Here is a 22,874-nt window from a genome sequence, read left to right on the forward strand (position 1 = left end):
CCCCCCCCTCCGGGGGAGGTGGCTCTCGTCAGGCGGCGATCTCGACGCCCGAAACGGCGATCAGCGCGCCGCAGCGCAGCGTCTCCCGCAGTGCGGTCCAGGCCACCGCCATCTCCGCCAGCGGCGCCGAGAGCAGGGAGACGGTGAGCCGGGCGCCGGCCGGCGTTTCCAGCACTGGGTTGGCATGCAGCACGGCCAGCGCAGCGCCGAGCGCGCCCTGCGCCACCAGCTCATCCCCGTTTTCCGCCGTCAGCAGGTAGACCAGCTCCAGCCCCAGCTCCGGCCGCGCGGCGCGGGTGCCGTGCGGATCGAAGCCGAGCGGCCGGTTGGCCAGGCGCGCATCCGGCCGCAGATGCAGCAGCCGCAGCGAAATCCCCTCCGCCCCCTCGGCGGCGGAAAGCAGGACCGGCTGCGCCGGTTGCAGCCGGTCCCGCAGCAACGCGACCAGCGCGGCGGAGGCATCGGCGATGGAGGTGGTCCGGTCCTGGCCTGGCATCACCGCTGGCTCCCCTTGTGATGCCGCATGGTGCCGCCGGCCGGGGGCCGGCGGCAAGATGGGGTCAGGGGCGCATGCGGACGTGGCGCAGTTCCAGATCCTCATTCGCCCGCAGCGGCAGTTCCGCCACCGTGTCGCGCACGGCGAAGATCTGCGGTTCCTGGTGCAGCGGGATCATCGGCAGCAATTCCTGGAAGCGCGCCCAGTATTGGCCCGAAAGCGCCTGCCGCTTCGCCTGGTCCGTTTCCACCGCGATCTGGCGCAGCAGCTCGGCCATGCGGTCGTCCTGGAAGCCGCCCCAGTTGAAGGATCCCTCGCCCAGCAATTCGCGGCCGGGATTGGTGATGTCGAAATTCCCGGGCGTCCAGCCCAGCATGTAGAACATGTATTCCTTGTTCGCGCCGCGCTGCAGGAAGCGGCCGAAGGGAATGCTCTCCAGCCGCGCCTGGATGCCGACGCGCTGCAACATGCCGATCGCGGCCTGGCAGATCGCCTCGTCATTCACGTAGCGGTTGTTCGGGCAGCTCAGCGTGATGGCGAAGCCATTCGGGAAGCCGGCTTCCGCCAGCAGCCGGCGCGCGGCAGCGGCATCGAAGGGCAGGCGCTGGTTCTGCTGCTCCACGAAGCCGCTGATCGCGGTGCCGATCGGCAGGCCGGAGGCGACGGTGGAGTTGCGCAGGATCACGCGGGTGATCGTGCCCATGTCGATCGCCTGGTACATGGCGCGGCGCACGCGCACGTCGCGCAGCGGGTTCGGCGTGCCCGGCGCATCGGCGTTCTCGGCGCGGTTCACGTCGAAGGCGAAGTAGATGGTGCGCGCCGTCGGCCCCTGGATCAGGCGGAGACCCGGCGCCTGCGACACGCGCTGCACATCCTGCAGCGGCACATGGTACATCGCGTCCAGCTCGCGCGACAGGATCGCGGCGACGCGCGTCGGCGGGCTCGCCACCGGGCGGAACACGGCGCGGGTGATGCCATGCTGCGCGCGGTCCCACCAATCCGGGTTCGGCACCAGCACCGTGCGTTCATCGGCCAGCCGCTCCGTCACGCGGAAGGGGCCGGTGCCGTTGGTGTTGAGCTGCGCGAAGGTGCTGGTGGCACCGGGCTGGCCGGCGCGCGCCACGGCCATGGCGTTGTTCGCCTCGATCCAGGACTTCGAGGTGATGAAGAACAGCGTCAGGTCCTGCAGCAGGATCGGATTCGGCCCGCGCGTCTCGAACTCCACCGTGTGGTCGTCGACCGCGCGCACCGCGGCGACCGACTGCACGACATAGGCCATGTCGTTCTGCTTCACGCGTTCCGCCGCATGCACCACATCGGCGGCGGTGAAGGCCTCTCCGCCATGGAACTTCACGCCGCGGCGCAGGTGGAAGCGCCAGACGGTGGGGGAGACCAGCTCCCACCGCTCGGCCAGCGCCGGGGAGAGCGAGCCATCCGGCTCCCGCCGCACCAGCGGCTCATATACGTTGGACTTCATGGCGTTGGTGACGCCGTGATTGTTGGCGTGCGGGTCCAGGCCGAGGATGTCGTTCGCGGTCGCCCAGGTGAAGGTGCTGGCCTGCGCCGGCGCCATCGGTGCCCCGGCCAGCAGCGCGCCCAGCGCCAGCGCGCCCAGCGCGCCGCGCAGCGTCATGCGGGTGTTTCTACGCATCATTGTGCCTTTGTTCCCTGTCTTCGCAGGGCGGCAGGATGCGCAAGGCGCCGGCATTCTGTCCAGCGCATCGCGGCGCTCCCGTGCCGGCATCACCCGGCTTCGGGCGGTGCCAGCGGCAGCAGCAGGTGGGAGGGCTGGTCGGCGTCCACGAACAGCGTGTTGACCGCCACCCGCATCCGCCGCGCCTGGCCTTCCGGTTCCCCGGTCTGCGGGTTGATGTCGTAGTGGGGGAACTCGCTGGCGGCGATGTCCAGCCTGATCCGGTGCCCGGCCAGGAAGCGGTTGGCGGTCGGGAAAAGCTCCACCGTGATGGCGGTGGGCACGCCCGGCTGCATCGGGCGCGGATTGGCAGGGTCGTCGCGGTAGCGGCAGCGCAGGATGCCCTCGCACAGATTCATGACGAAGCCCTGCGGGTAGTCCACGCTGGCGGGATGCACATCGATGAGCTTGGCCGTGATGTCCGTATCCGGCGCATCGGTGGCCACCCAGAGCCGCGCGGTGACCGGGCCGATCACCTCCACATCCACCTCCAGCGGCGGGGTCTGGAACACCAGCACATCGGGGCGGCTGGCCAGCGGCAGGAAGGGCGCGCGGCAGCCGAACAGATCCGGCCTTTCCCGCTGGTCCATCGGCCCGCCGGCGATGACCGGCTCCATCGATGTGATGGCCCCGCCGATGGTCGGCACCGGGTGGCGCGGATCGGCATCCCAGGTGAGCGGCGCGGCATCGGCTTCAGGCGGGGCTTCCGCCAGCGTCCCGTCGCCATGGAGGTGGAAGGGCAGGATGCGCGTGCCGGGCAGCGGCCAATCCGCCCCGCTGCGCCAGCGCCCGCCATGGTCCAGCAGGCCCTTATCCGTGCGCCGGCCGCTGCCGCCGCCCATGACGAAGACGCGGATGGCGGGCTCCGCCTCGACGCCATTCGGTGCGTCCTTCAGCCAGCGGTCGAAGACCCGCAGGCGGAAGGCGCGCCAGTCGCCGGCCCAGGAATCGATGGTGGCGTCGGGGCCGAACTCCACCTCGCCAAACGCCGTCTCGCTGCGATTGCCATGCGTCCAGGGGCCGAGGATCAGCGAAGGCGTGCCGCGCCCGGCATCGCGCAGCCCGCAGAAATTCTCCGTCGCGGTGCGCGGATAGGGGTCGTACCAGGAGGACATGTGGATGGTCGGCACCGCCGCGTAGCGGTCGTGCCAGCCGCGCGCATAGATGCCGAGGCGCTGCCAGTATTCATCCCGCGCGCCGTGTTCCCATTGCTCAAACAGGTAGTCCTCGTAATCCGGCGCATGGCGCACGGGCGAATGGCCGCGCTTCCAGGGGAAGCGGTGAAACCATTCCACCAGATCCTCCGCCGCCAGGGCGGCCGCGCGCACCGGGTCCGCCTTGGTCTCCGGCGCCAGGCGGGCCTGGTTGAAGGCCCAGCTCGCCTGCTTCAGCTCGAAGGCGCCGCCCCGGCGGATGCCGCCCTGCCAGGCATCGGAGAAGCCGCCGGAATCGAGGATCTGCACGGCCAGGCCCGGCGGGTCCAGGCAGCCCAGCGCCGCCTGGGTATGGGCGGCATAGCTCAGCCCCATCGTGCCGATGCGGCCATTGCACCAGGATTGCTCGCATATCCAGGCGCAGCAATCGTAGCCGTCCTCGCCGTCGGACAGGTATTTTTCGAAATTCCCTTCGCTGCCGTAGCGGCCGCGGCAATCCTGGTAGACCACCGCGTAGCCGTGCCGGACGAAGTACGCGGCAATCGCCTCCCGCGTCTGCGGCCCGGGGTCCGCCGCGGTGCGTTCGGAGCGGGAGGTTTCGCGCTTGCCGTAGGGCGTGCGCTCCAGGATCACCGGCCAGGGGCCGTCGCCTTCCGGCAGCCAGGCGTCGGTGGACAGGCGCACGCCGTCGCGGCAGGCCACCATCGCCTCGATGCGGCGCATCTCAGCGCACCGGCGCCAGGTGGTGCGCCAGGGTGCTTTCCTCGACGCCGCCGGCATAGGTGAATTCCGCCCGGTGCGCCCAGACATTGTCCGGGAAATGCAGCGGGATGATGCCGGTCTCCCGCGCCGCGATCTGCTGCGCCTGGCGCAGCAGCGCATCGCGCCTGGCGCCATCCACCACGCCGCGCGCCTCGCCCATCACCGCATCGAATTCGGCGCTGGAGAAGCGCCCGCGGTTCAGCCCGCCAAGGCCGCGATCCCGGTCGAAGCTGTGCAGCACCTGCGACATGCCGAGCCAGGCATCGCCCGTGGTATGCCCGAAGCCGATCAGAAACGCGGAAAATTCGCGCCGCCCGGCGCGGGTGAAGAAGACGTTGGAGGGCATCACCTCCACCCGCGCATCCAGCCCGATCCGCGCCCAGAACTGCGCCACCGCCTGCGCCGTCTTGTCATCCTCGACATAGCGGTTGTTGGGCGAGTGCAGCGTGATCCGAAAGCCCTGCGGATAGCCCGCCTCCGCCAGCAGGCGGCGCGCCGCCGCAACGTCGTAATCCGGCACCGGCAAATCCGGGTCGAAGCCCACCTGCCCCCGCACCGCCAATTGCCCGGTCGGCCGCGCCGCGCCGGCCAGCACGCGTTCCGCGATGGCGGTGCGGTTGATGCCGATGGACAGCGCCTGGCGCACCCGCATATCCTGCAGCGGGTTGGCCGCCAGCGCGCTGCCATCCCGCGCGGTGACGAAGGGCGAGGGCACATTCGCCTGGTCCAGCCCGAGATAGATCATGCGCGAGGAGGGGGAGGCGGTGACCCGCACCTCCGGCCGCGCCCGCAGGCGCGCGATCTCCCCGGGCGGCACCGCCTCGATCAGGTCGGCATCGCCGGCCAGCAGCGCCGCCATGCGGGCTGCGTCATTCGCCACCGGGCGGATGGTGGCGGTGGCGAAGGCGGGCTTTTCGCCCCAGTAGCCGTCGTGGCGCGCCAGCCGTAGCGCCTGGCCGCGCTGCCATTCGACGAAGCGCCAGGGGCCGGAGCCCACCGCCGCGCGGCCGCTGTTGAAATCCGCCGTCGTCGCATCCGCCGCCGCGCGGGCGGAGACGATCCAGGCCGTCATCGCATTCAGCGGGATGGAGGGGTCGGAGCCACGGGAGCGCAGGCGGATGGTACGCTCATCGACGATCTCGATCGCCGTCACGCTGCCCGCCAGGCGGATGAAGGGCGCCGGGCTGTTCGGCACGCGCGGCATGCGTTCCAGCGAGAAGCGCACATCCTCCGCCGTCACCGGGGTTCCGTCATGGAAGCGCGCATCCGGGCGGATGCGGAATTCCCAGACATCCGGCTCCGGGTTGGAGAATGTGGTCAGCCCCGCGGTTGGCTTCAGGTCGCGGTCGGAGGCGACCAGCGCCTCGAAGATCTGTCGCGCCACGGCCTGGTTGGCGCCGACCAGTGCGAAATGCGGGTCGATCGAGGAGGTCTCGGTCTGGATCGCGATCCGCGCCTCCTGCGCCATCGCGGGAAGGCCGAATACCAGGCTGGCGAGGATCAGGGGAAAGCGGCGCATGGGCGGGACTCCGCGGGCGTGGAAGCCCGCAGCGTAAGGCGGGTGCCGTCAGGCCGCCAGCGCTCGCCGGGGCGCCAGTGGGGGTGCCAGTGGGGGTGCCAGTGGGGGCCCCAGCCGCGCCTCCCAGGCGCCCCGCGCGCGTTGACCGACGCGGTCATGCAGCAGCAGCGTCGCCAGCGCGGATTGGCCGGCCTGCAGGCAGGCCTGGATCAGGATGCGCTCGAACAGGTCGCGCTGCGCGTCGCTGCCGCCGAGCCGCTGCATCTGCGGGCGCAGCGGCAGCAGCAGCGCCACCGCCTCCGCCGCATCGCCGCGCAGCGCGGCGGCGATGCCCTGGGCTGCGGGCAGGCCGAGCGGCGCCAGCAGCCGCGCCTGGGTATCGGTCTGCGCCAGGGCGCGCAGCCGCATCGCCGCCAGCTTCGCCTCCAGCTCCGCCACCCGCCCGGCGGCGCCCAGCGCCAGGACGTGATGCAGGTCGATGAAGGCGAGGCCCGGATCGGCGGCCTGGCGCGCCGCGACATCCGCCAGCGCCGCCCAGCGCGCGGCGCCCACCGGCAGGCCCTGCGCCTCCAGCCGCCAGAGCAGGGAGGCGGCATTGGCGAAGTCGCGCACCTCCTCGGACGGGGCGGCGGCCACATGGTGGTCGAACAGCGCCAGCGCCGCCTCCGCCTGGCCGAGATGCAGGTGGAACAGCGCGGCATGCCAGTGGATGTGGCGGCCGAAGGCACCGCCGGCGGCGATGCGCGGGCCGAGCTCCGCGATCCAGTCCAGCCCCGGCCCGGCACGGCCGGCGCGTTCCAGCACATGCGCCACCGCATGCGCGCCCCACAGGTCATCCGGCGCCGCGGCCACCGCCTGGCGGCCGATGCGCTCCGCCGCCGCGGCCTCGCCGGTTTCCTCCAGCGCGAAGGCATGGCAGCCGAGGATGTAGCCATGCCCGGGCACGGAGGCATCCCAGGCCGGCAGCGCGGCCTCCACGGCCAGCCGCATGGCGGGGGCATCGCCCAGCATGAAGCGGATGGCATGCGCCAGCTTCAGCGCCAGGGCATCCAGCGGATCGGTCCGCAGCAGGGCTTCCAGCCGGGTGGCCGCCGCCGGCATGTCGCCCTGCACCGCCCAGGCCTCCAGCGCATCGACCAGCGCCGCCTCCCGCACCGTGCCGCCACGCTGGCGCAACGCCGCGCGCGCCGCGCCGAGATGCGTCAGCGCGGTGTCCTGCAGGCTGCCCCGGGCCTGGATCAGGGCGCCGAAGCCGCCCAGGCAGCGCGCCGCGACCAGGCCCGGGTCGGCCTGCAGGGCGCGCTGCACATGGCCGCCGGCATCGGCGCGGTGCGCCAGCAGCGCCGCCACCGCCTGATCCAGCGCCGCCACCGCGGCCGGCGCATCGGTGGTCATCTCCAGGCCCCGTACATCGCGCATCGCCAGCCCCTCTCGCTTCCACGGGGGCTTCGCGGCGAAGGGGCGACCGGTTACGCGGCGGGGCGGATCAGCCCTGCGAACGGTCCAGGAAGCGCTGCATCACCTGCTGGCTGGCGCCGTCGCTGAACGCCTCCCGGTGCAGGCGGCGGGCGGCGGCGAAGGTGTCGTCGAAGCCGGGCTGGGTCACCTCCCGGAATCGCTGCTTGTTCAGGCGGAAGGCGAGCTTCGGCTTGGCGGCGAGTTCTGCCGCGATGCGCAGCGCGGTGGCGCGCACCTCGCCAGCCGGCACCAGGTGATGCAGCAGGCCGAGGCGATGCGCTTCCTCCGCCTCCATCATGCGGCCGGTCAGCACCAGCTCGGTGGCGCGCGACAGGCCGAGCATCTCGCGGATGATCCAGAAGCCGGTGGCGCTGACGATGCCGGAATTGATCTCGGGCTGGCCCATCTTCGACCCGGCATGACCGACGCGGATGTCACACAGCAGCGCGACCTGGAAGGCGGAGCCGGCGGCCAGGCCGTTCAGCGCGCAGACCATCGGCTTGTCGAAGGCGCGGATGGCGCCGTAGAGCGCGCGCCATTCCTCGATCCAGCCCTCGGCGCGGTCGCCGTCGAAGTTCTTGCCCTCGTTGAGATCCTGGCCGGCGCAGAAGGCGCGTTCCCCGGCGCCGGTCAGCACCACGGCCTGCACATCCGCATCGGTTGCCGCCTCCGCCAGCAGGGACAGAAGGCGGGCGCGCATCGGCGCATCCCAGGCATTCAGGCGCTTCGGGCGGTTCAGGGTGATGATGCGGAGCCCGGCCTCGGTGCTGGCCAGGACGTGGTCTTCGGCGGTCTCGGACATGTTGCTCCTGCCTGGCGGCGGCGTTACCCAACCGGATAGCCGCAAACGGGGTGCGATCAAAGTGGCCGAGGGGTTTCTCGAATTGCTGCGGGCGGCGGTGGCGGCGGAGCCGGATCGCGTCTTCGCCCGCACGGAACAGGCCACGCTGACGCTGGCGGCGCTGGATGCGGAAAGCGATGCGCTGGCCGCCGGGCTGCGCGCGCGCGGCGTGGCGCGGGGGGACCGGGTGGCGGCGGTGCTGCCGAATGCGCTGGACTCGCTGGCGCTGATTTTTGGCATGGCCAAGGCCGGCATCGCCTGGGTGCCGCTGAACCCGCAGCTCAATGAGGCCGGGTTGCAGCACATCCTGTCGCTGACCCGGCCGAAGCTGGTCCTGCAGGACGGCGAGGCCCCGCGCGCAGCCGGCGGCTTCCACGAAGCGCCACCGGACGCCGCCGAGGATTTCGCCATCTGCACCACCTCCGGCACCACCGGCCCACCCAAGGGCGTGCGCGTCTCCCACCGCATGCTGCGCCTGGCGGGCGAGGGCGTGGCGCTGGTGGCGGAGGCACGGGACGGCGACGTGATGTTCCTGTGGGAACCGCTGCACCATATCGGCGGCGTCCAGATGCTGGTGCTGCCGCTGCTGAAGCGCGCCGTGCTGCACCTGGTGCCGCGCTTCAGCGCCAGCGCCTTCTGGGGCCAGGTGATCGCCGCGCGCGCCACGCATCTGCACTATCTCGGCGGCATCCTGCAGATCCTGCTGAAGCAGGACCCGACGCCGGCGGAGCGTGCCCACCACCTCCGCATTGCCTGGGGCGGCGGCTGCCCGGCGGAGCTGTGGCCGCAGGTGCAGGCGCGCTTCGGCGTGGCGCTGCGCGAATGCTACGGCATGACGGAGGCCTCCTCCTTCTCCAGCTTCAACGCCGATGGCACGCCGGGCTCCGTCGGCCGCGCCATGCCGTGGTTCGAGCTGGCGGTGGTGGATGAGGCGGGCCTCGCTGTGCCGCCCGGGGCGCGCGGGCAGATCGTGGTGCGGGCGAAGGACCCGCTCGCGCTGACACAGGGCTATCTCGACAATCCCGAGGCCACGGCGCGCGCGCTGCGCGATGGTGCGCTGTTCACCGGCGATTCCGGCAGCCTCGATGCGGCGGGCAACCTGTTCTTCCACGGCCGCATGACGGACAGCGTGCGGGTGCGCGGCGAGAATGTCGCGGCATGGGAGGTGGAGACGATCGCGGCCCAGCACCCCGATATCGCCGACTGCGCCATGATCGGCGTCGCCGCCGAGATCGGCGAGCAGGAGATCAAGCTGTTCCTGCAACCCCGCCCCGGCGCCACGCTGGACCTGCCCGCCTTCGCCGCCTGGCTCGCCCCGCGCCTCGCGCGCTACCAGCGCCCGCGCTACCTGGCCTTGGTCGCGGATTTCCCGCGCACGCCGAGCCAGCGCATCCAGAAATTCGCGCTGCCCACGGGCACCACTGACGCCTTCGACACGCGCGCATGACCGCGCCCTGCATCCTGGCCGCCGATCTCGGCGGGTCGAGCCTGCGCGTCGCGCTGATCGGCCGCGACGGCGCCGTGCTGGCGCTGCACGCCACGCGCCACAGCCTGGGCATCGAGGCCGATGCGGAGGATTGGTGGCGCGGCCTGCGCGACGGCGCCGCGGCGCTGCGCCGCGAGGCCCCGGCGGATTTCGCCCGCATCGGCGCGGTGGCGATCAGCGCCTTCACCCGGTCCCTGGTGCTGGTGGATGCCGTGGGCCAGCCGACCCGCCCGGCCCTGCTGTTCACCGATGCCCGCGCCGCTGAGGCCCTGCCCGGCCTGCTGGCCCGCCTGCCGCCGGACCATCCGGAGCGCCCGCAGATCAATGCCTTCCACCCGCTGGCCCGCCTCGCCTGGCTGGAACAGGCTGATCCGGCGGCGCTGGCGCGCAGCGTGGCGGTGCTCGAGCCGAAGGATTTTCTCAATTCTCGGCTGACCGGGCGGATGGCCTCGGACCGCGTCTCCTCGGCAAGGCTGGCCGCCAGCGCGGATCTGCTGCCGGCACCGCTGCTGCCGCCGCTGCTGCGGCCGACGGAGGTGCTGGGCACCGTGCAGCCGGGCACCATCGAAGGCCTCGGCCCGGTGCCGGTGCTGGCCATGGCGAATGACACCTGGGCGGCGGTCGCCGGCCTCGGCGCGCTGCGGGATGGCCATGCCTATTGCATCTCCGGCACCACGGAGGTGCTGGGCCTGCTGCACCACAGCCCCGCCCAGGCCGCCGGCCTGCTGACGGTGGAATGGGACGGGCTGTTCCAGATCGGCGGGCCCAGCCAGCACGGCGCCGATGCGCTGGCCTGGCTGGCCGGGCTGGGCCTCGACGTGATGCGCGGCGACCCGCCACCCGCCGACCCGATCCCGCTGATCTTCCTGCCGACGCTCGCCGGGGAGCGGGTGCCGCATTGGGACCCCGATCTGCGCGGCGCCTTCCTCGGCCTGCGGCGGGACCATGGCGCGGCCGAGCTGGCGCGGGCCGTGATGCAGGGCATCGCCTTCAACAACCGCACCGTGCTGGACCGCGCCGAGGCCGCCGCGGGCCGCCAGGCGGTGGCGCTGCATCTCGGCGGCGGCGGCGCCACGCCGGGCTGGGCGCAGCTGCGGGCCGATGTGCTCGGCCGGCCGGTGCTGCTGCCGGCCACCGCCGAGCCCGGACTGCTCGGCGCCGCCATCGTGGCCTTCGCGCATCTGGAAGGCACCGGGCTGGCGGCGATGCAGGACGCGCTGGCCCGCCCCGCCGCGCGCATCCTGCCCGATGCGGCACGGCATACGGAGGCGACGCGGCTGCACGCCATCTTCCAGGCCGCCGAGGCCGCCGTCGCGCCAATCTCCCGCCGGCTGGCTTGACGCGCCCCCCGCGAGACCGAGGATGGCAGGATGACAGGCTTTCTCACACGCTATGGCGCGGCCCTGGCCGGCGTCGCCCTGTTCTGCGGCTTCGCGCTGGCCTCCCCGGTGTTCCTCACGGCCGGCAACATGGCGGTGGTGTTCAAGGAGACCGCCTTCCTCGGCATCCTGGCGGTGGGCTTCACCCTGGCGCTGGTCACCGCCGAGATCGACCTCTCGGTGGCGGAGGTTGCCTCGCTGGCCGCGGTGGTAACCGGCGCGCTGGTGCATGGCGGCCAGGCGCCCTGGATCGCGATCTGCGCCGGGATGGCGGTGGGCATCGCCTGCGGCGCGGCGAACGGCCTGGCCGTGACGGTGCTGAAGGTGCCGTCGCTGATCGCGACGCTGGGCACCGCGGCCATCGCCAAGGGGCTGGGCTTCATGCTGACCCAAGGCGTCGCGTTTGTGGGGCGCTGGCCCACCTCCTTCACCGGGCTGGCGCGCGGCAATACGGCGGGGCTGCCGAACCTGGTGTGGTGGCTGGGCGGCGTCGGGCTGGCCGCGTGGGTGCTGGTGAAATGGACCCGCACCGGCGCGCATCTGGTCGCGACCGGGGAGGCCGATGAGGCCGCGCGGCTGGCCGGCATCCGCACGCTGTCCATGAAGCGCCTGGCGCTGACGCTGGCCGGCGCCTGCGCGGGGCTGACGGCGGTGCTGCTGGCCTCCTCCCTGTCTTCCGCCGCGCCGGGCATGGCCAACGACCATTTCCTCTATGCCATCGCGGCGGTGCTGCTGGGGATGAGCATGTTCGAGCCGGGCCGGCCGAATATCCCGGGCACCTTGTTCGCGGCGCTGACGCTGAAGGTGCTGGGCAACGGGCTGGTGCTGCTGGGCGCCGAATACTACTGGCAGGACATCGTGCTGGGCACGATCATCCTGGCCTCCGTGGCGCTGTCGGCCGCCGGCACCGGCCGCGCGCCCTTCGTGAAGAAGCTGAATTTTCGAACGGGGAAATGACCATGACCGAGACCACACGCCGCGGCGTCCTGCTGGCCGGCGCTTCGCTGCTCGCCGCGCCCGCCCTGGCCCAGGCGGCAACGGAAATCGCCATCATCGGCTTCCAGATGAGCAGCGAAACGCACGCCCGCGCCGCCAATGCCGCGGCCAGCGCCGCCCGAGCCAAGGGCTGGAACGCGACCGTGCTGAACAGCGAGGGCGCCCTGCCCCGCCATGCCGAGCAGCTCGACACGCTGATCCAGCGCCGCCCGAAGGCCATCATCGTCGCCATGGGCAAGCCGGTGGAGGCGGAGGCGCAGTTCCAGCGGGCCAAGGCGGCGGGCATCCCGGTCGTCACCATCATGGCCGGTGCCTCGCCACACACCGTCTTCGACATCCAGGTGAACGAATACAAGGTCGGCGCCGATGCGGCACTGTGGCTGCTGGGGGAGCTCGGCTACCAGGGCAACATCCTGACCCAGCGCTTCGAGGGCAATGTCGGCACCCGCATCCGCGGCAAGGTGCTGGATGCGGTGCTGTCGGAGAATACCGGCGTGCGCGTGCTGGCCACCCACACCATGGCCCGCACCGCCTCCTGGCGCGACGATGTCCGCCAGGGTTTTTCCGGACTTCTGCTGCGGCATGCCGCGAACACGCAGGGCATTTGGGCCAGCTTCGACGGCCAGGCCTTCGTCATCGACGACCTGCTGCAGGCGCGCGGCGTGAAGAAGGGCGACATCAAGTTCGTCTCGATCGATGGCGGCGCCGAGACCTATCGCCGCATCGCCGACCCCGAGAGCACGCTGATGGCCACCGTCACCATCCCCTTCGAGGAAATGGGCAACAAGGCGGTGGAGGCGGTGGACCGCATCGTGCTGAAGGGGGAGGCGAAGGGCGCCATGGCGTCCGGCCCCTACCTGTTCCTCGATTCCCAGCTGGTGGACGGCAACAACGTGCAGCGCTTCCTCTGACCATGGCGCTGCTGTCCCTGCGCGGCATCGGCATGCGCTACGGCGCCGTGCAGGCGCTGACCGGCATCGACCTGGATGTGACGGAAGGCGAGGTGCTGGCGCTGTGCGGCGACAATGGCGCCGGCAAGTCCAGCCTGGTGAAGATCCTCTCCGGCGCGCAGGCGCCGAGCGAAGGCAGCATGGCGCTGGATGGCGACGCCACCCGCTTCCGGGGGCCGCAGGATGCGCTGCGGCGGGGGGTGGCCACCATCTACCAGGACCTGGCCGTCGCACCGCGCCTGTCCATCTGGCAGAACGTGTTCCTGGGATCGGAGCTGACGCGGCCGCCCTTCGGCCTGCTCGACAAGCGCCGCATGGCGGAAGCCAGCCGCGGCTACCTGGCGCGGCTGGCGGTGGACATCGCGGAGATGGACACGCCGGTGGAGCGGCTTTCCGGCGGCCAGCGCCAGGCGGTGGCGATCTGCCGGGCGCTGCGCTGGGATGCGCGCATCATCATCATGGACGAACCCACGGCGGCCCTCGGGGTGAAGGAGACGGCGCAGGTGCTGGACCTGATCCGCCGCCTGCATGCCGAAGGCCGCACCGTGATCCTGGTGAGCCACGCAATGGGCGATGTGGTGGCAGTGGCGCAGCGCGTGGTGGTGCTGAAGGGCGGCCGCAAGGTGGCCGACCGGCCCGTTGCCACCCCCGATGGGGCCCTGCGGGCGGAGGAGTTGGCTCAGCTCATCATACGTGGCGCCGCATGACGAGAATGTTAACAGCAGCCTAGCGTTTCTGAGATAGTCTCACCGCCCGCAGAACATCGCGCGAATGTGAGAAAATATGGTGGAGCAACCGGCGTCCGCTACTGCACGTTCCTGCCAAGATGCTGCGGTGCCACATGCGCGCAGCCATCCGCAGGAATGCAACCGATGACCGAGCGTGAGCTGGACCAGAAGATCGCGGAATTGGACCGCATGCTGAACGACCCGGAAACCCGCATGGACCCGCACAAGGTCTGGGCTCTCCTGGCCGAGATCAGCCGCCAATCCGTAACCTCGGCCATCGGGCCGGCCCATGCACCGGGCCTCGGCGCGACGCGCGCCGCCTGACCCTCAGGCCTTATCAGCCCTTCCGGGCCGCGATGAGGAATTCGCGGTTGCCCTCCGGCCCCAGCAGCGGGCTGGCTTCCACGCCGAGCACCTTCCAGCCGGGCAGTTCGGCCCACCAATGCCGGATGCCGGCGCAGACGCTGTCATGCACCCGCGCATCCCGCACCACGCCGCCCTTGGCGACATTCGGCCCCACCTCGAATTGCGGCTTTATCAATGCCACCGCCCATGCCCCCGGCGCCGCCAGGGATAGCGCCGCCGGCAGCACGGTGCGCAGGCCGATGAAGCTGGCATCGCAGACCACGGCGCCGGGCGCCTCGGGGATATTGGTGGTGTCGATGTAGCGGGCATTGGTGCGCTCCATCACCACCACCCGGGGATCGTTGCGCAGCTTCCAGGCGAGCTGCCCATGCCCGACATCCACGGCAAACACCTTCGCCGCGCCATGATGCAGCAGCACATCGGTGAAACCGCCGGTGGAGGCGCCGACATCCAGGCCGGTGGCGCCAGCGCAATCCAGCCCGAAATGCGAAAGGGCGTGCGCCAGCTTCACCCCGCCGCGGGATACCCAGGGATGGTCCTGGCCGCGCACCTCCAGCGGCTGACCCTCCTTGATGGTGTCGCCCGCCTTGCTGACCCGCGCCTCGCCGGAGAATACCTTGCCGGCCAGGATCAGCGCCTGCGCCCTCGTGCGGCTTTCCGCCAGGCCCCGATCCACCAGGGCCTGATCCGCGCGCTGCTTCGGAATCCCGCCCATCAGGCGGCGAAGCGCTTGAGGACGGCACGATCCACGCTGATTCCAAGGCCGGGCCCCTGCGGCACCTGCACCATGCCGCCGGCGAAGCCGATAGGCTCCGCCAGCAGCGCATCCCGCACCGGATGCGGCGAGCGGTCCAGTTCCAGCAGCGGCGGGCGGGGGAACAGCCCGGGCGGGTTGTCCGGGATCACCGCCAGCAGGTGCAGGGACGCCGCCAGAGCGACGCCGGTGCCCCAGACATGCGGGTTGATCCGGACGCCGAAGGCATTGGCCATGTCGGCGATCTTCTTGAGCTCCGAAATGCCGCCGCAGGCCGCCACGTCGGGCTGCAGGATATCCGCGACGCGCCGCGTGATCATGTCGCGGAAGCCCCAGCGGGTGAAGGACGCCTCGCCGCCCGCGACCGGGATCGGCTGGCCACGCTTGACCTCCAGGTAGCCGTCCAGATCCTCCGGCTGCACCGGCTCCTCGAACCAGCCGATGTCGCAGTCTGCCACGGCGCGCCCGAAGGCGATGGCGGCGGGCACGTCATAGGCGTGGTTGCAATCCACCAGCAGGCCGATGTTCGGGCCGATGGCGTGCCGGAAATCCCTGGTCAGCGCGATATCCTCGTCCAGCCCCCAGCCGGTCTTCAGCTTGAGGATGGCAAAGCCTTCCTCCAGCCGCGCCTCGGCTTCCTCCGTCAAATAGTGCAGGTGGTCGCGGCGTTCACGGCGATAGAAGCCGGTGGCATAGGCCTGCACCTCGGTGCGGATCGGCCCGCCCATCAGCCTGTGCACGGGCAGGCCGAGCGCCTGGCCGGCAATGTCCCACAGCGCGATGTCCAGCGCAGAGATCGCCTCGATCACCAGCCCGCGCTGGCCGTGGTCGCGCAGCCGGTTGTACATCGTCTGCCACAGCGCCTCCCGCGCCATGGCGTCCTGGCCCACCAGCAGGGGGGCGAACCAGGCGCAGATCGGCGCGGTCAGTTCCGGCGGGCCGAAGGCCTCGCCCCAGCCGACGATGCCATCCTCCGTCACCACCTCCACCAGCATGGCGCCGCGGCGGCGGTACCAGGCCTGGGAATAGGCGAAGGGCTCGGCGAGGTCCGCCATCAGCACATGCGGCGTGACCGACCTGATCCGGGTCCCGCGCATCATCGTCCGCAAACGAGTCGAGCTTGAGGATCAATGCCCGCTGCGCTCATGCGCGTTGTCCCCCGGTGTCGGCCCTGCCGGGCAATAATCCGCAAGCTCTCAGGCGCGCGCCGGCTGCGCCTTGGCATGCTCCATGCCCAGCGCGGCCTGCGCCGTCGCCACGATGTGCCGCGCATTCAGCCCGGCCTGGTCATACTGCACCTTCGGCGCGGCATGGTCGATGAAGGTATCCGGCAGCACCATCGGGCGGAGCTTCACCTGCCCGTCGAGCAGCCCCTTCCACAGCAGATGATGCGCGACGAGGCTGCCGAAGCCGCCGACCGAGCCTTCCTCGATGGTGATCAGCACCTCGTGGTTCTTCGCCAGGCGTTCCACCAGGGCGCCATCCAGCGGCTTGGCGAAGCGCGCATCGGCGACGGTGCAGGACAGGCCCTGCGTCGCCAGCTCATCCGCCGCCTTCATGCATTCGGCCAGCCTGGCGCCATAGGACAGGATGGCGACGGAATTGCCTTCCCGCAGCACGCGGCCACGACCGATCTCGAGCGGCGTGCCGCGCGCCGGCAGCGTCAGGCCCGTGCCCTCGCCGCGCGGGTAGCGGAAGCCGCTCGGCCGGTCGTCGATCTGCGCGGCGGTGGCCACCATGTGCATCAACTCGAGCTCATCCGCCGCGGCCATCAGCACCATGTTCGGCAGGCAGCCGAGATAGGCGATGTCGAAGCTGCCGGCATGGGTGGCGCCGTCTGCCCCCACCAATCCTGCCCGGTCCATGGCGAAGCGCACCGGCAGGGATTGCAGCGCCACGTCATGCACCACCTGGTCGTAGGCGCGCTGCAGGAAGGTGGAATAGATCGCGACGAAGGGCTTCAGCCCCTCCGTCGCCATGCCCGCCGCGCAGGTCACGGCGTGCTGCTCGGCGATGCCCACATCGAAGCACCGCTTCGGGAATTTCTTCGCGAAAAGGTCGAGACCGGTGCCGGCCGGCATGGCGGCGTTGAGCGAGACGATCCGCTCATCCGCCTCCGCCTCCGCGATCAGGGCATTGGCGAAGACCTTGGTGTAGCTGGGCGGGCCGGGCGGGGCCTTGGCCTGTTCGCCGGTGATGACGTTGAACTTCTGCACGCCATGGTACTTGTCGGCGCTGGCCTCGGCGGGGGCGTAGCCCTTCCCCTTCTGGGTCACGACATGCAGCAGGATCGGCTGCGCATCCTCCGCATCCCGCAGGTTGCGCAGGATCGGCAGCAGGTGGTCCAGGTCATGGCCGTCGATCGGGCCGACATAGTAGAAGCCCAGCTCCTCGAACAGCGTGCCGCCGGTCAGCAGGCCGCGGGCGAATTCCTCGGCCCGGCGGGCGGTGCGCTCGATCGGCCGCGGGAAGCGCCGCGCCAGCTTCGCCATCATCTCCCGCACCGAGAGGAAGGGGCGGGAGGAGACGACCTTCGACAGGTAAGCGCTCATTGCCCCCACCGGCGGGGCGATCGACATGTCGTTGTCGTTCAGGATGACGATCAGCCGCGCCTTGACCGCGCCAGCATTGTTCATCGCCTCATAGGCCATGCCGGCGGACATCGAGCCATCGCCGATGATGGCGATGACATGCCGGTCATCGCCCTTCATGTCCCGCGCCATGGCCATGCCGAGGCCGGCGGAAATCGAGGTCGAGGAGTGCGCGGCGCCAAACGGGTCGTATTCGCTCTCCGCCCGGCGGGTGAAGCCGGACAGGCCACCTTCCTGCCGCAGGGTGCGGATGCGGTCGCGCCGGCCGGTGAGGATCTTGTGCGGATAGGCCTGGTGGCCGACGTCCCAGATCAGCCGGTCGCGCGGCGTCTCGAACACCGCATGCACGGCGACCGTCAGCTCCACCACGCCCAGCGAAGCGCCCAGATGCCCGCCCGTCTGGCTGACGGCGTCGATCGTCTCGGCGCGCAACTCCTCCGCCAGTTGCTTGAGCTGCTCCCCCGAATAGTTGCGGAGATCGGCCGGAACGCGGACCCGATCGAGCAGGGGAGTCACGGGGGGCGCCATGGTTGTCAGCTCTTCCTCTCGATGGTGTAGGCGGCCAGGTCACGCAACAGATCGGCACGCTCACCGAAGCTGTCCAGGTGGTCCCGTGCCTGGGCCACCAGCCGTTCCGCCTGCATCCGGGCCCTGTCGAGCCCGAGCAGGCCGAGCAGCGTGGCCTTGCCCGCCTCGGCATCCTTGCCGGTGCGCTTGCCGGTTTCCGCCGCGCTGGCGGTCGCGTCCAATAGATCATCCGCGATCTGGAAGGCGGCGCCGATATCACGGCCGAATGCGGCCAGCGCATGGCGCTGGGCCGAGGGCGCCTTGCCAAGGATCGCCCCCGCTTCGGCGGCGAATTCGATCAGCCGCCCGGTCTTCAGCAGCTGCAGCCGCCCGACCTGCACCTCGTCCAGCGGTTCGGACGCGGCTTCGGCCAGCATGTCCAGCATCTGCCCGCCGCACATGCCGCGCGCGCCGGCCGCCTTGGCCAGGCAGCGCACCAGTTCGATCCGCACGGCGGTATCGGCATGGGTCTCCTCATCCGCCAGCGTGCCGAAGGCCATCGCCTGCAGGGCATCGCCCGCGATGATGGCGGTGGCCTCGTCGAAGGCCTTGTGCACGGTGGGCTTGCCGCGCCGCAGGTCGTCATCATCCATCGCCGGCAGATCATCATGCACCAGCGAATAGGCGTGCAGCATCTCGATCGCCGCCGCCACGCGCAGGGCCGCCTGGCGGGAGACGCCGAATTGCCGCGCCCCTTCCAGCACCAGGAAGCCGCGCAGCCGCTTGCCGCCGCCGATCACGGCATAGCGCATCGCCGCCAGCAACGGCGCCTCCGGTCCCTCGGCCGCGGGCAGGATGTGGTCGAGGGTGGCGTCGATCTCGGTGGCGGCCTGGGCGAGGGCGGCCTGCAGCGGGGGCATGATCGGGGTGTCCGGCATCAGGCCATGTCACGCAGGCCGGCGGCGGAACCCGGGGGCGATTCGACGATGGCCTGCACCTTGGCCTCGGCCTCCGCCAGCTTCGCCTCACAGTGGCGGCGCAGCAGGGCACCGCGCTCATAGGCCGCCACCGCTTCCTCCAGCTTGCCCTTGCCTGCTTCCAGGTCCTTCACGATCCCCTCCAGCTCCGCCAGCGCCTCCTCGAAGGAAAGGGAGGCGACCTGCCTTGCCGTGTCAGGCTGAGTTGACATCAGTCTTGTCTTCCATGGGAAGGGAAATATCTCGGCCCGGCGTAGCCGGGCGGAAGGCGGCTGTAAAATGCTGCCATCAGGCGCGCATCAGCGCGCGGACATGGGCCGCCGTGGACAGGGCCAGCGCCTCCAGGTCGTAGCCGCCCTCCAGCAGGCTCACCAGCCTGCCCGAGCAATGGCGGTCCGCCAGGCCGCAGAGCGCTTCCGTCAGCCAGGTGAAATCCGCCTCCCGCACCCGGAGCTGCGCCAGCGGGTCGCTGGCATGGGCGTCAAATCCAGCTGACACCACGATGAGGTCAGGGGCGAATCTGTCAAGCGCAGGCAACAGATCATCCTGCCAGGCGGCGCGGAAGGCGGCGCCGTCGGCACCCGGTGGCAGGGTCGCGTTGAAGATGTTGCCCACCCCGGTTTCATGCACGTCGCCGGTGCCGGGGTAGCACGGCCATTGATGGCTGCTGGCGTAGAACAGGCTGGCATCGGCCTCGAAGCAGGCCTGGGTGCCATTGCCGTGATGCACGTCGAAATCCACCACCGCCACGCGAGCCAGGCCGTGCGCCGCCTGGGCGTGCCGCGCCGCCACCGCCGCATTGGCGAACAGGCAGAAGCCCATCGGCCGCTTCGGCTCCGCATGGTGGCCGGGCGGGCGGGTGGCGCAGAAGACGCGGCGCACCTCCCCGGTGCAGACCGCATCGACCCCGGCGATGGCGGCACCCGCGGCGCGCAGCGCGGCCTCGGCGCTGCCTGCGCTCATCAGCGTGTCGGCATCCAGCGCGACGATCTCATCGCCCTCCGGCCGGATGCCGAGGATGGCATCGACATAGCCGGCGGGATGCACGCGCAGAAGCTGCTCCACCGTCGCCAGCGGCGCCTCTGCCCGGATCAATTCGAGAAACTCGCCGGCATCCAGCGCGCGCAGCACGGCGCGCAACCGGTCCGGACATTCCGGATGGCCCTCGCCGGGGTCATGGCGCAGGCAGGCGAGGTGGGTGAACAGCAGCACGCTCATGCCTCGGGCTCGGCCTGCGCGGGCGGGTCTTCCCGCTTGCGCAGGGTGAAGCGGAACTGGCCCTTATCCTCGGAAAAGCCGACCAGCGCATGGCCGGTTTCCGCCGCATAGGCGCGGAAATCCTTGACGCTGGCGGGGTCGGTCGCCAGCACCACCAGCCTTGCGCCGGCGGGCAGCGACCGCAGCGCCTTGTTCGCCTTCAGCACCGGCAGGGGGCAGGTCAGGCCCTGAACATCCAACAGCGTCTCGCTCATGCGCCTGAATCCACCACCGCGCGGCGGAAAGGGCAAGCGCGCTTGCGGCAGGCGCCGCCGGGCGGCACCCTGGGCGCATGAATTGGCGCATCGGCATCGATCTCGGCGGCACCAAGGTGGAGGTGGCGGCGCTGGACCCCGGCGGGGCGCTGCGCCTGCGCCGCCGCCTGCCCACCCCCGGCACCTATGCCGAGACGGTGCGCCGCATCGCGGAGATGGTGGCGGCGGCGGAGGCCGAGATCGGCGCCACAGCGACCATCGGCTGCGGCATCCCCGGCAGCGTCAGCCCCGCCACCGGGCTGATCCGCGGCGCCAACTCCACCTTCCTCAACGGCCAGCCGCTGCAGGCCGACCTGGCCGCCGCCATCGGCCGGCCGGTGCGGCTATCCAACGACGCCAATTGCCTGGCGATGAGCGAGTTTCACGACAGCAAGGGCAGCGGCTTCGCCGTCATCCTCGGCACCGGCGTCGGCGGCGGGGTGGTGGTGGAGGGGCGGCTGGTGGAGGGCCGCAACCGCGTCGCCGGCGAATGGGGCCATACCCCCCTGCCCTGGATGACCGCCGCCGAATTCCCCGGCCCGGCCTGCTGGTGCGGCCAGCACGGCTGCATCGAGACCTTCCTCTGCGGCCCCGCGCTGGCCGCCGATGCCGATGGCCCCGGCGCGCGGGATGCCTCCGGCCTGCCCTCCCGCGCCGCCGCCGGCGATGCGCGGGCACAGGCGGCGCTGGACCGGCATGTGGACCGGCTGGCCCGCGCGCTGGCCGGCGTGATCAACCTGCTGGACCCGGAGGTGATCGTGCTCGGCGGGGGCCTGTCCAACATGGCGCATCTGTATGAGGCGCTGCCCCGGCTGATTCCGCGCCACGTCTTCTCCGACAGCTGCACCACCCAGGTGGTGCAGGCGCGGCATGGCGACAGTTCCGGCGTGCTGGGCGCCGCGCGGCTGTGGTGACGCGCCAGGCCATCGCGGATCTGCTGATGGCCGGCGCGGTGGCGCTGATGCTGGTGGCGATGTGGCACCTGCTGCAGGCCATGGCCGCCACCTTCCGCGCGATGCGCGCCGGGCATGGCGGCGCCTGGCTGCTGTGGGACGCGCCGCGCTTCCACGATGCCGACCGCGCGCCGCCGGCAGCCCGGCCGCATGTGCGGGCGGTGATGGCGCGCTTCCACCGGCTGTGGCCCTGGGCGCTGGCGGCGATGGCGCTGGCGATTCCGGCGGCGATCCTGGCGCCCGCCTGATGCCCGCGCTGTGCCGGGACTGCCTGGCCCGCGACCCGCCCGGCGCCACCTGCCTGGCCTGCGGCGGGCGCCGGATCATCCGGCATGATTCGCTGTTCACCCTGCCCATCGCCCATGTCGATTGCGACGCCTTCTATGCCAGCATCGAGAAGCGCGACCGCCCGGAACTGCTGGCCCACCCCGTGATCGTCGGCGGCGGGCGGCGCGGCGTGGTCTCCGCCGCCTGCTACCTGGCCCGCACCCGCGGCGTGCGCAGCGCCATGCCGATGTTCAAGGCGCTCGCAGCCTGCCCCGATGCGGTGGTGATCAGGCCGGACATGGCCAAATACGTCGCCGTGGCCCGCGAGATGCGGGAGATGATGGAGGCGCTGACCCCCCTGGTGCAGCCGCTGTCGATCGATGAGGCGGTGCTCGACCTCTCGGGCACGGAAGCGCTGCACCGCGCCCCGCCCGCGGTGGTCCTGGCCCATTTCGCGCGGGAGGTGGAGCGGCGCCTGCGCATCACCGTCTCGATCGGCCTGGCGCCGAACCGGCTGCTGGCCAAGCTGGCGGCGGAACGCGACAAGCCGCGCGGCTTCGCGGTGCTGGGGCCGGAGGCGCGGGACTGGCTGGCGGGGCAGCCCGTGACGCTGCTGCCCGGCGTCGGCCCCGCGCTCGCGCGCAAACTGACCGCCGCCGGCTTCACCCGCCTCGGCCAGCTGGCCGGGCTGGATGCGCGGGAGGCGGCGCGGCGCTTCGGCGAGGATGGACCCGCCCTGGCCGCCCGCGCCCGCGGCGAGGACAGCCGACGGGTCGATCCGGCGCGGGAGGCGAAGAGCATCTCCGCCGAGACCACCTTCGAGACCGACCTGCGCGCCCTGGCGGAGCTGGAGGCGCCGCTGTGGCAGCTGTGCGAGAAGCTCGGCCGGCGCCTTTCGGAAAAGGGCCTGGCGGCGGCCGGGGTGGTGCTGAAGCTGAAGACCGACAAATTCGAGACCCGCACCCGCACCGTGCGCCTCGGCCGGCCGACGAAGCTGCCGGAGATGCTGTTCCGCGCCGCTCAGCCGATGCTGGCGAAGGAGGCGACGGGCGCGGCCTTCCGGCTGATCGGCATCGGATCGCAGCCGCTGGCGCCCGGCGACCAGGCGGATCTGCCGGACCTGGCGGACCCGGATGTGGCGCGGCGGGCCGGGCGCTGGGCGGCGGTGGAGAAGCTGCGGGCCCGCTTCGGCGCCGATGCGGTGATCAGCGGGCGGGCACTGGGCGGCCGGAAGCGGGACGCGGAGTAGGCACGGCAGCAGCCCGTTTTGCTGCTGGATTGAGCTTCTCAACCGGAAAGCCAACGAATCGGGCGTCGCTCCACCCAGGCGAACACAATTTGTGTTTTAGGATTATTTTCACGTTCCGGCGAGATTTCCTGCCGGATATGGAAGTGGCGCCTCGGCTAAATCATGCTGTTCCGACGTTTCCTGCATCATGTTCAGGCAGGTAGCGGCTTTGACGGCAGGGCCAGGGATCCATGAATA

At 71.3% G+C, this 22,874-nt stretch carries 22 protein-coding genes; 9 read left to right on the forward strand and 13 right to left on the reverse strand.

Going from position 1 to position 22,874, the window contains the following annotated elements; all coding sequences use genetic code 11:
• Nucleotides 1–28: 28 nt before the first annotated feature.
• From HB662_RS09100 to HB662_RS09125, 6 genes are all read right to left on the reverse strand, one after another.
• Nucleotides 29–496: a Pvc16 family protein gene (locus HB662_RS09100; RefSeq protein WP_168049439.1), complete on the reverse strand. Its 468-nt coding sequence runs from the start codon at nt 494–496 to the stop codon at nt 29–31.
• 64 nt (nt 497–560) lie between these two features.
• Nucleotides 561–2,150 carry an ABC transporter substrate-binding protein gene (locus HB662_RS09105; protein WP_168049440.1) on the reverse strand — a complete coding sequence of 530 codons (1,590 nt, stop codon included), beginning with the start codon at nt 2,148–2,150 and terminating at the stop codon, nt 561–563.
• A gap of 89 nt (nt 2,151–2,239) precedes the next feature.
• Complete coding sequence (locus HB662_RS09110) at nt 2,240–4,066, reverse strand: CocE/NonD family hydrolase (protein WP_168049441.1); 1,827 nt, start codon at nt 4,064–4,066, stop codon at nt 2,240–2,242.
• A 1-nt stretch (nt 4,067) separates the two neighbouring features.
• Nucleotides 4,068–5,624, reverse strand: coding sequence for an ABC transporter substrate-binding protein (locus HB662_RS09115; RefSeq protein WP_168049442.1), 1,557 nt, complete (start codon nt 5,622–5,624; stop codon nt 4,068–4,070).
• 48 nt (nt 5,625–5,672) lie between these two features.
• Nucleotides 5,673–7,043 carry a tetratricopeptide repeat protein gene (locus HB662_RS09120; RefSeq protein WP_168049443.1) on the reverse strand — a complete coding sequence of 457 codons (1,371 nt, stop codon included), beginning with the start codon at nt 7,041–7,043 and terminating at the stop codon, nt 5,673–5,675.
• A 67-nt stretch (nt 7,044–7,110) separates the two neighbouring features.
• On the reverse strand, nt 7,111–7,884 hold the full coding sequence (locus HB662_RS09125; RefSeq protein WP_168049444.1) for an enoyl-CoA hydratase/isomerase family protein: 774 nt from the start codon (nt 7,882–7,884) through the stop codon (nt 7,111–7,113).
• 61 nt (nt 7,885–7,945) lie between these two features.
• Between HB662_RS09125 and HB662_RS09130 the strand changes: the two genes are divergently transcribed.
• The 6 genes from HB662_RS09130 (at nt 7,946) to HB662_RS28765 (ending at nt 13,786) form a co-directional block, all read left to right on the forward strand.
• Complete coding sequence (locus HB662_RS09130; RefSeq protein WP_342449478.1) at nt 7,946–9,370, forward strand: class I adenylate-forming enzyme family protein; 1,425 nt, start codon at nt 7,946–7,948, stop codon at nt 9,368–9,370.
• Nucleotides 9,367–10,749, forward strand: a complete 1,383-nt coding sequence (locus tag HB662_RS09135) for a xylulokinase (protein WP_168049446.1) — start codon at nt 9,367–9,369, stop codon at nt 10,747–10,749. Before HB662_RS09130 ends, HB662_RS09135 begins: the two co-directional genes overlap by 4 nt.
• Nucleotides 10,750–10,779: 30 nt before the next feature.
• Nucleotides 10,780–11,745 (forward strand): ABC transporter permease, encoded by a 966-nt coding sequence (locus HB662_RS09140; protein WP_168049447.1) that lies wholly within the window; start codon nt 10,780–10,782, stop codon nt 11,743–11,745.
• Between the two features lie 2 nt (nt 11,746–11,747).
• Entirely contained in the window at nt 11,748–12,695 is a 948-nt protein-coding gene (locus HB662_RS09145; RefSeq protein WP_168049448.1) for a sugar ABC transporter substrate-binding protein, read from the forward strand.
• A gap of 2 nt (nt 12,696–12,697) precedes the next feature.
• A complete protein-coding gene (locus HB662_RS09150) occupies nt 12,698–13,441 on the forward strand; it encodes an ATP-binding cassette domain-containing protein (RefSeq protein WP_168049449.1) in 744 nt (247 codons plus the stop codon).
• A gap of 165 nt (nt 13,442–13,606) precedes the next feature.
• Nucleotides 13,607–13,786 (forward strand): hypothetical protein, encoded by a 180-nt coding sequence (locus tag HB662_RS28765; protein ID WP_209443203.1) that lies wholly within the window; start codon nt 13,607–13,609, stop codon nt 13,784–13,786.
• Nucleotides 13,787–13,799: 13 nt separating this feature from the next.
• Here the strand turns inward: HB662_RS28765 and HB662_RS09160 are convergent, their stop codons facing one another.
• The 7 genes from HB662_RS09160 to HB662_RS09190 form a co-directional block, all read right to left on the reverse strand.
• Nucleotides 13,800–14,543, reverse strand: a complete 744-nt coding sequence (locus tag HB662_RS09160; RefSeq protein ID WP_209443204.1) for a TlyA family RNA methyltransferase — start codon at nt 14,541–14,543, stop codon at nt 13,800–13,802.
• Nucleotides 14,543–15,637 (reverse strand): mandelate racemase/muconate lactonizing enzyme family protein, encoded by a 1,095-nt coding sequence (locus HB662_RS09165; RefSeq protein WP_245185547.1) that lies wholly within the window; start codon nt 15,635–15,637, stop codon nt 14,543–14,545. Before HB662_RS09165 ends, HB662_RS09160 begins: the two co-directional genes overlap by 1 nt.
• Before the next feature lie 141 nt (nt 15,638–15,778).
• Nucleotides 15,779–17,701 (reverse strand): 1-deoxy-D-xylulose-5-phosphate synthase, encoded by a 1,923-nt coding sequence (gene dxs, locus HB662_RS09170; protein WP_168049450.1) that lies wholly within the window; start codon nt 17,699–17,701, stop codon nt 15,779–15,781.
• Between the two features lie 5 nt (nt 17,702–17,706).
• Entirely contained in the window at nt 17,707–18,618 is a 912-nt protein-coding gene (locus HB662_RS09175; RefSeq protein WP_456305469.1) for a polyprenyl synthetase family protein, read from the reverse strand.
• Nucleotides 18,618–18,869 (reverse strand): exodeoxyribonuclease VII small subunit, encoded by a 252-nt coding sequence (locus HB662_RS09180; protein WP_168049451.1) that lies wholly within the window; start codon nt 18,867–18,869, stop codon nt 18,618–18,620. Before HB662_RS09180 ends, HB662_RS09175 begins: the two co-directional genes overlap by 1 nt.
• A gap of 76 nt (nt 18,870–18,945) precedes the next feature.
• A complete protein-coding gene (locus tag HB662_RS09185) occupies nt 18,946–19,875 on the reverse strand; it encodes a histone deacetylase family protein (protein ID WP_168049452.1) in 930 nt (309 codons plus the stop codon).
• Nucleotides 19,872–20,129 carry a sulfurtransferase TusA family protein gene (locus HB662_RS09190; RefSeq protein WP_168049453.1) on the reverse strand — a complete coding sequence of 86 codons (258 nt, stop codon included), beginning with the start codon at nt 20,127–20,129 and terminating at the stop codon, nt 19,872–19,874. The genes HB662_RS09185 and HB662_RS09190 overlap by 4 nt, the downstream gene beginning before the upstream one ends.
• Before the next feature lie 77 nt (nt 20,130–20,206).
• On the opposite strand from HB662_RS09190, the gene HB662_RS09195 reads away from it, so the two are divergent.
• From HB662_RS09195 to HB662_RS09205, 3 genes are read left to right on the forward strand one after another with little or no spacing between them, the layout of a single operon-like run.
• Nucleotides 20,207–21,082, forward strand: a complete 876-nt coding sequence (locus HB662_RS09195) for an ROK family protein (protein WP_168049454.1) — start codon at nt 20,207–20,209, stop codon at nt 21,080–21,082.
• Nucleotides 21,079–21,369, forward strand: coding sequence for a hypothetical protein (locus HB662_RS09200; RefSeq protein ID WP_168049455.1), 291 nt, complete (start codon nt 21,079–21,081; stop codon nt 21,367–21,369). Before HB662_RS09195 ends, HB662_RS09200 begins: the two co-directional genes overlap by 4 nt.
• Entirely contained in the window at nt 21,369–22,637 is a 1,269-nt protein-coding gene (locus HB662_RS09205; RefSeq protein WP_168049456.1) for a DNA polymerase IV, read from the forward strand. The genes HB662_RS09200 and HB662_RS09205 overlap by 1 nt, the downstream gene beginning before the upstream one ends.
• Nucleotides 22,638–22,874 lie beyond the last annotated feature (237 nt).

It is taken from the genome of Falsiroseomonas frigidaquae (assembly GCF_012163145.1).
In the GTDB taxonomy this organism is placed as follows: domain Bacteria; phylum Pseudomonadota; class Alphaproteobacteria; order Acetobacterales; family Acetobacteraceae; genus Falsiroseomonas; species Falsiroseomonas frigidaquae.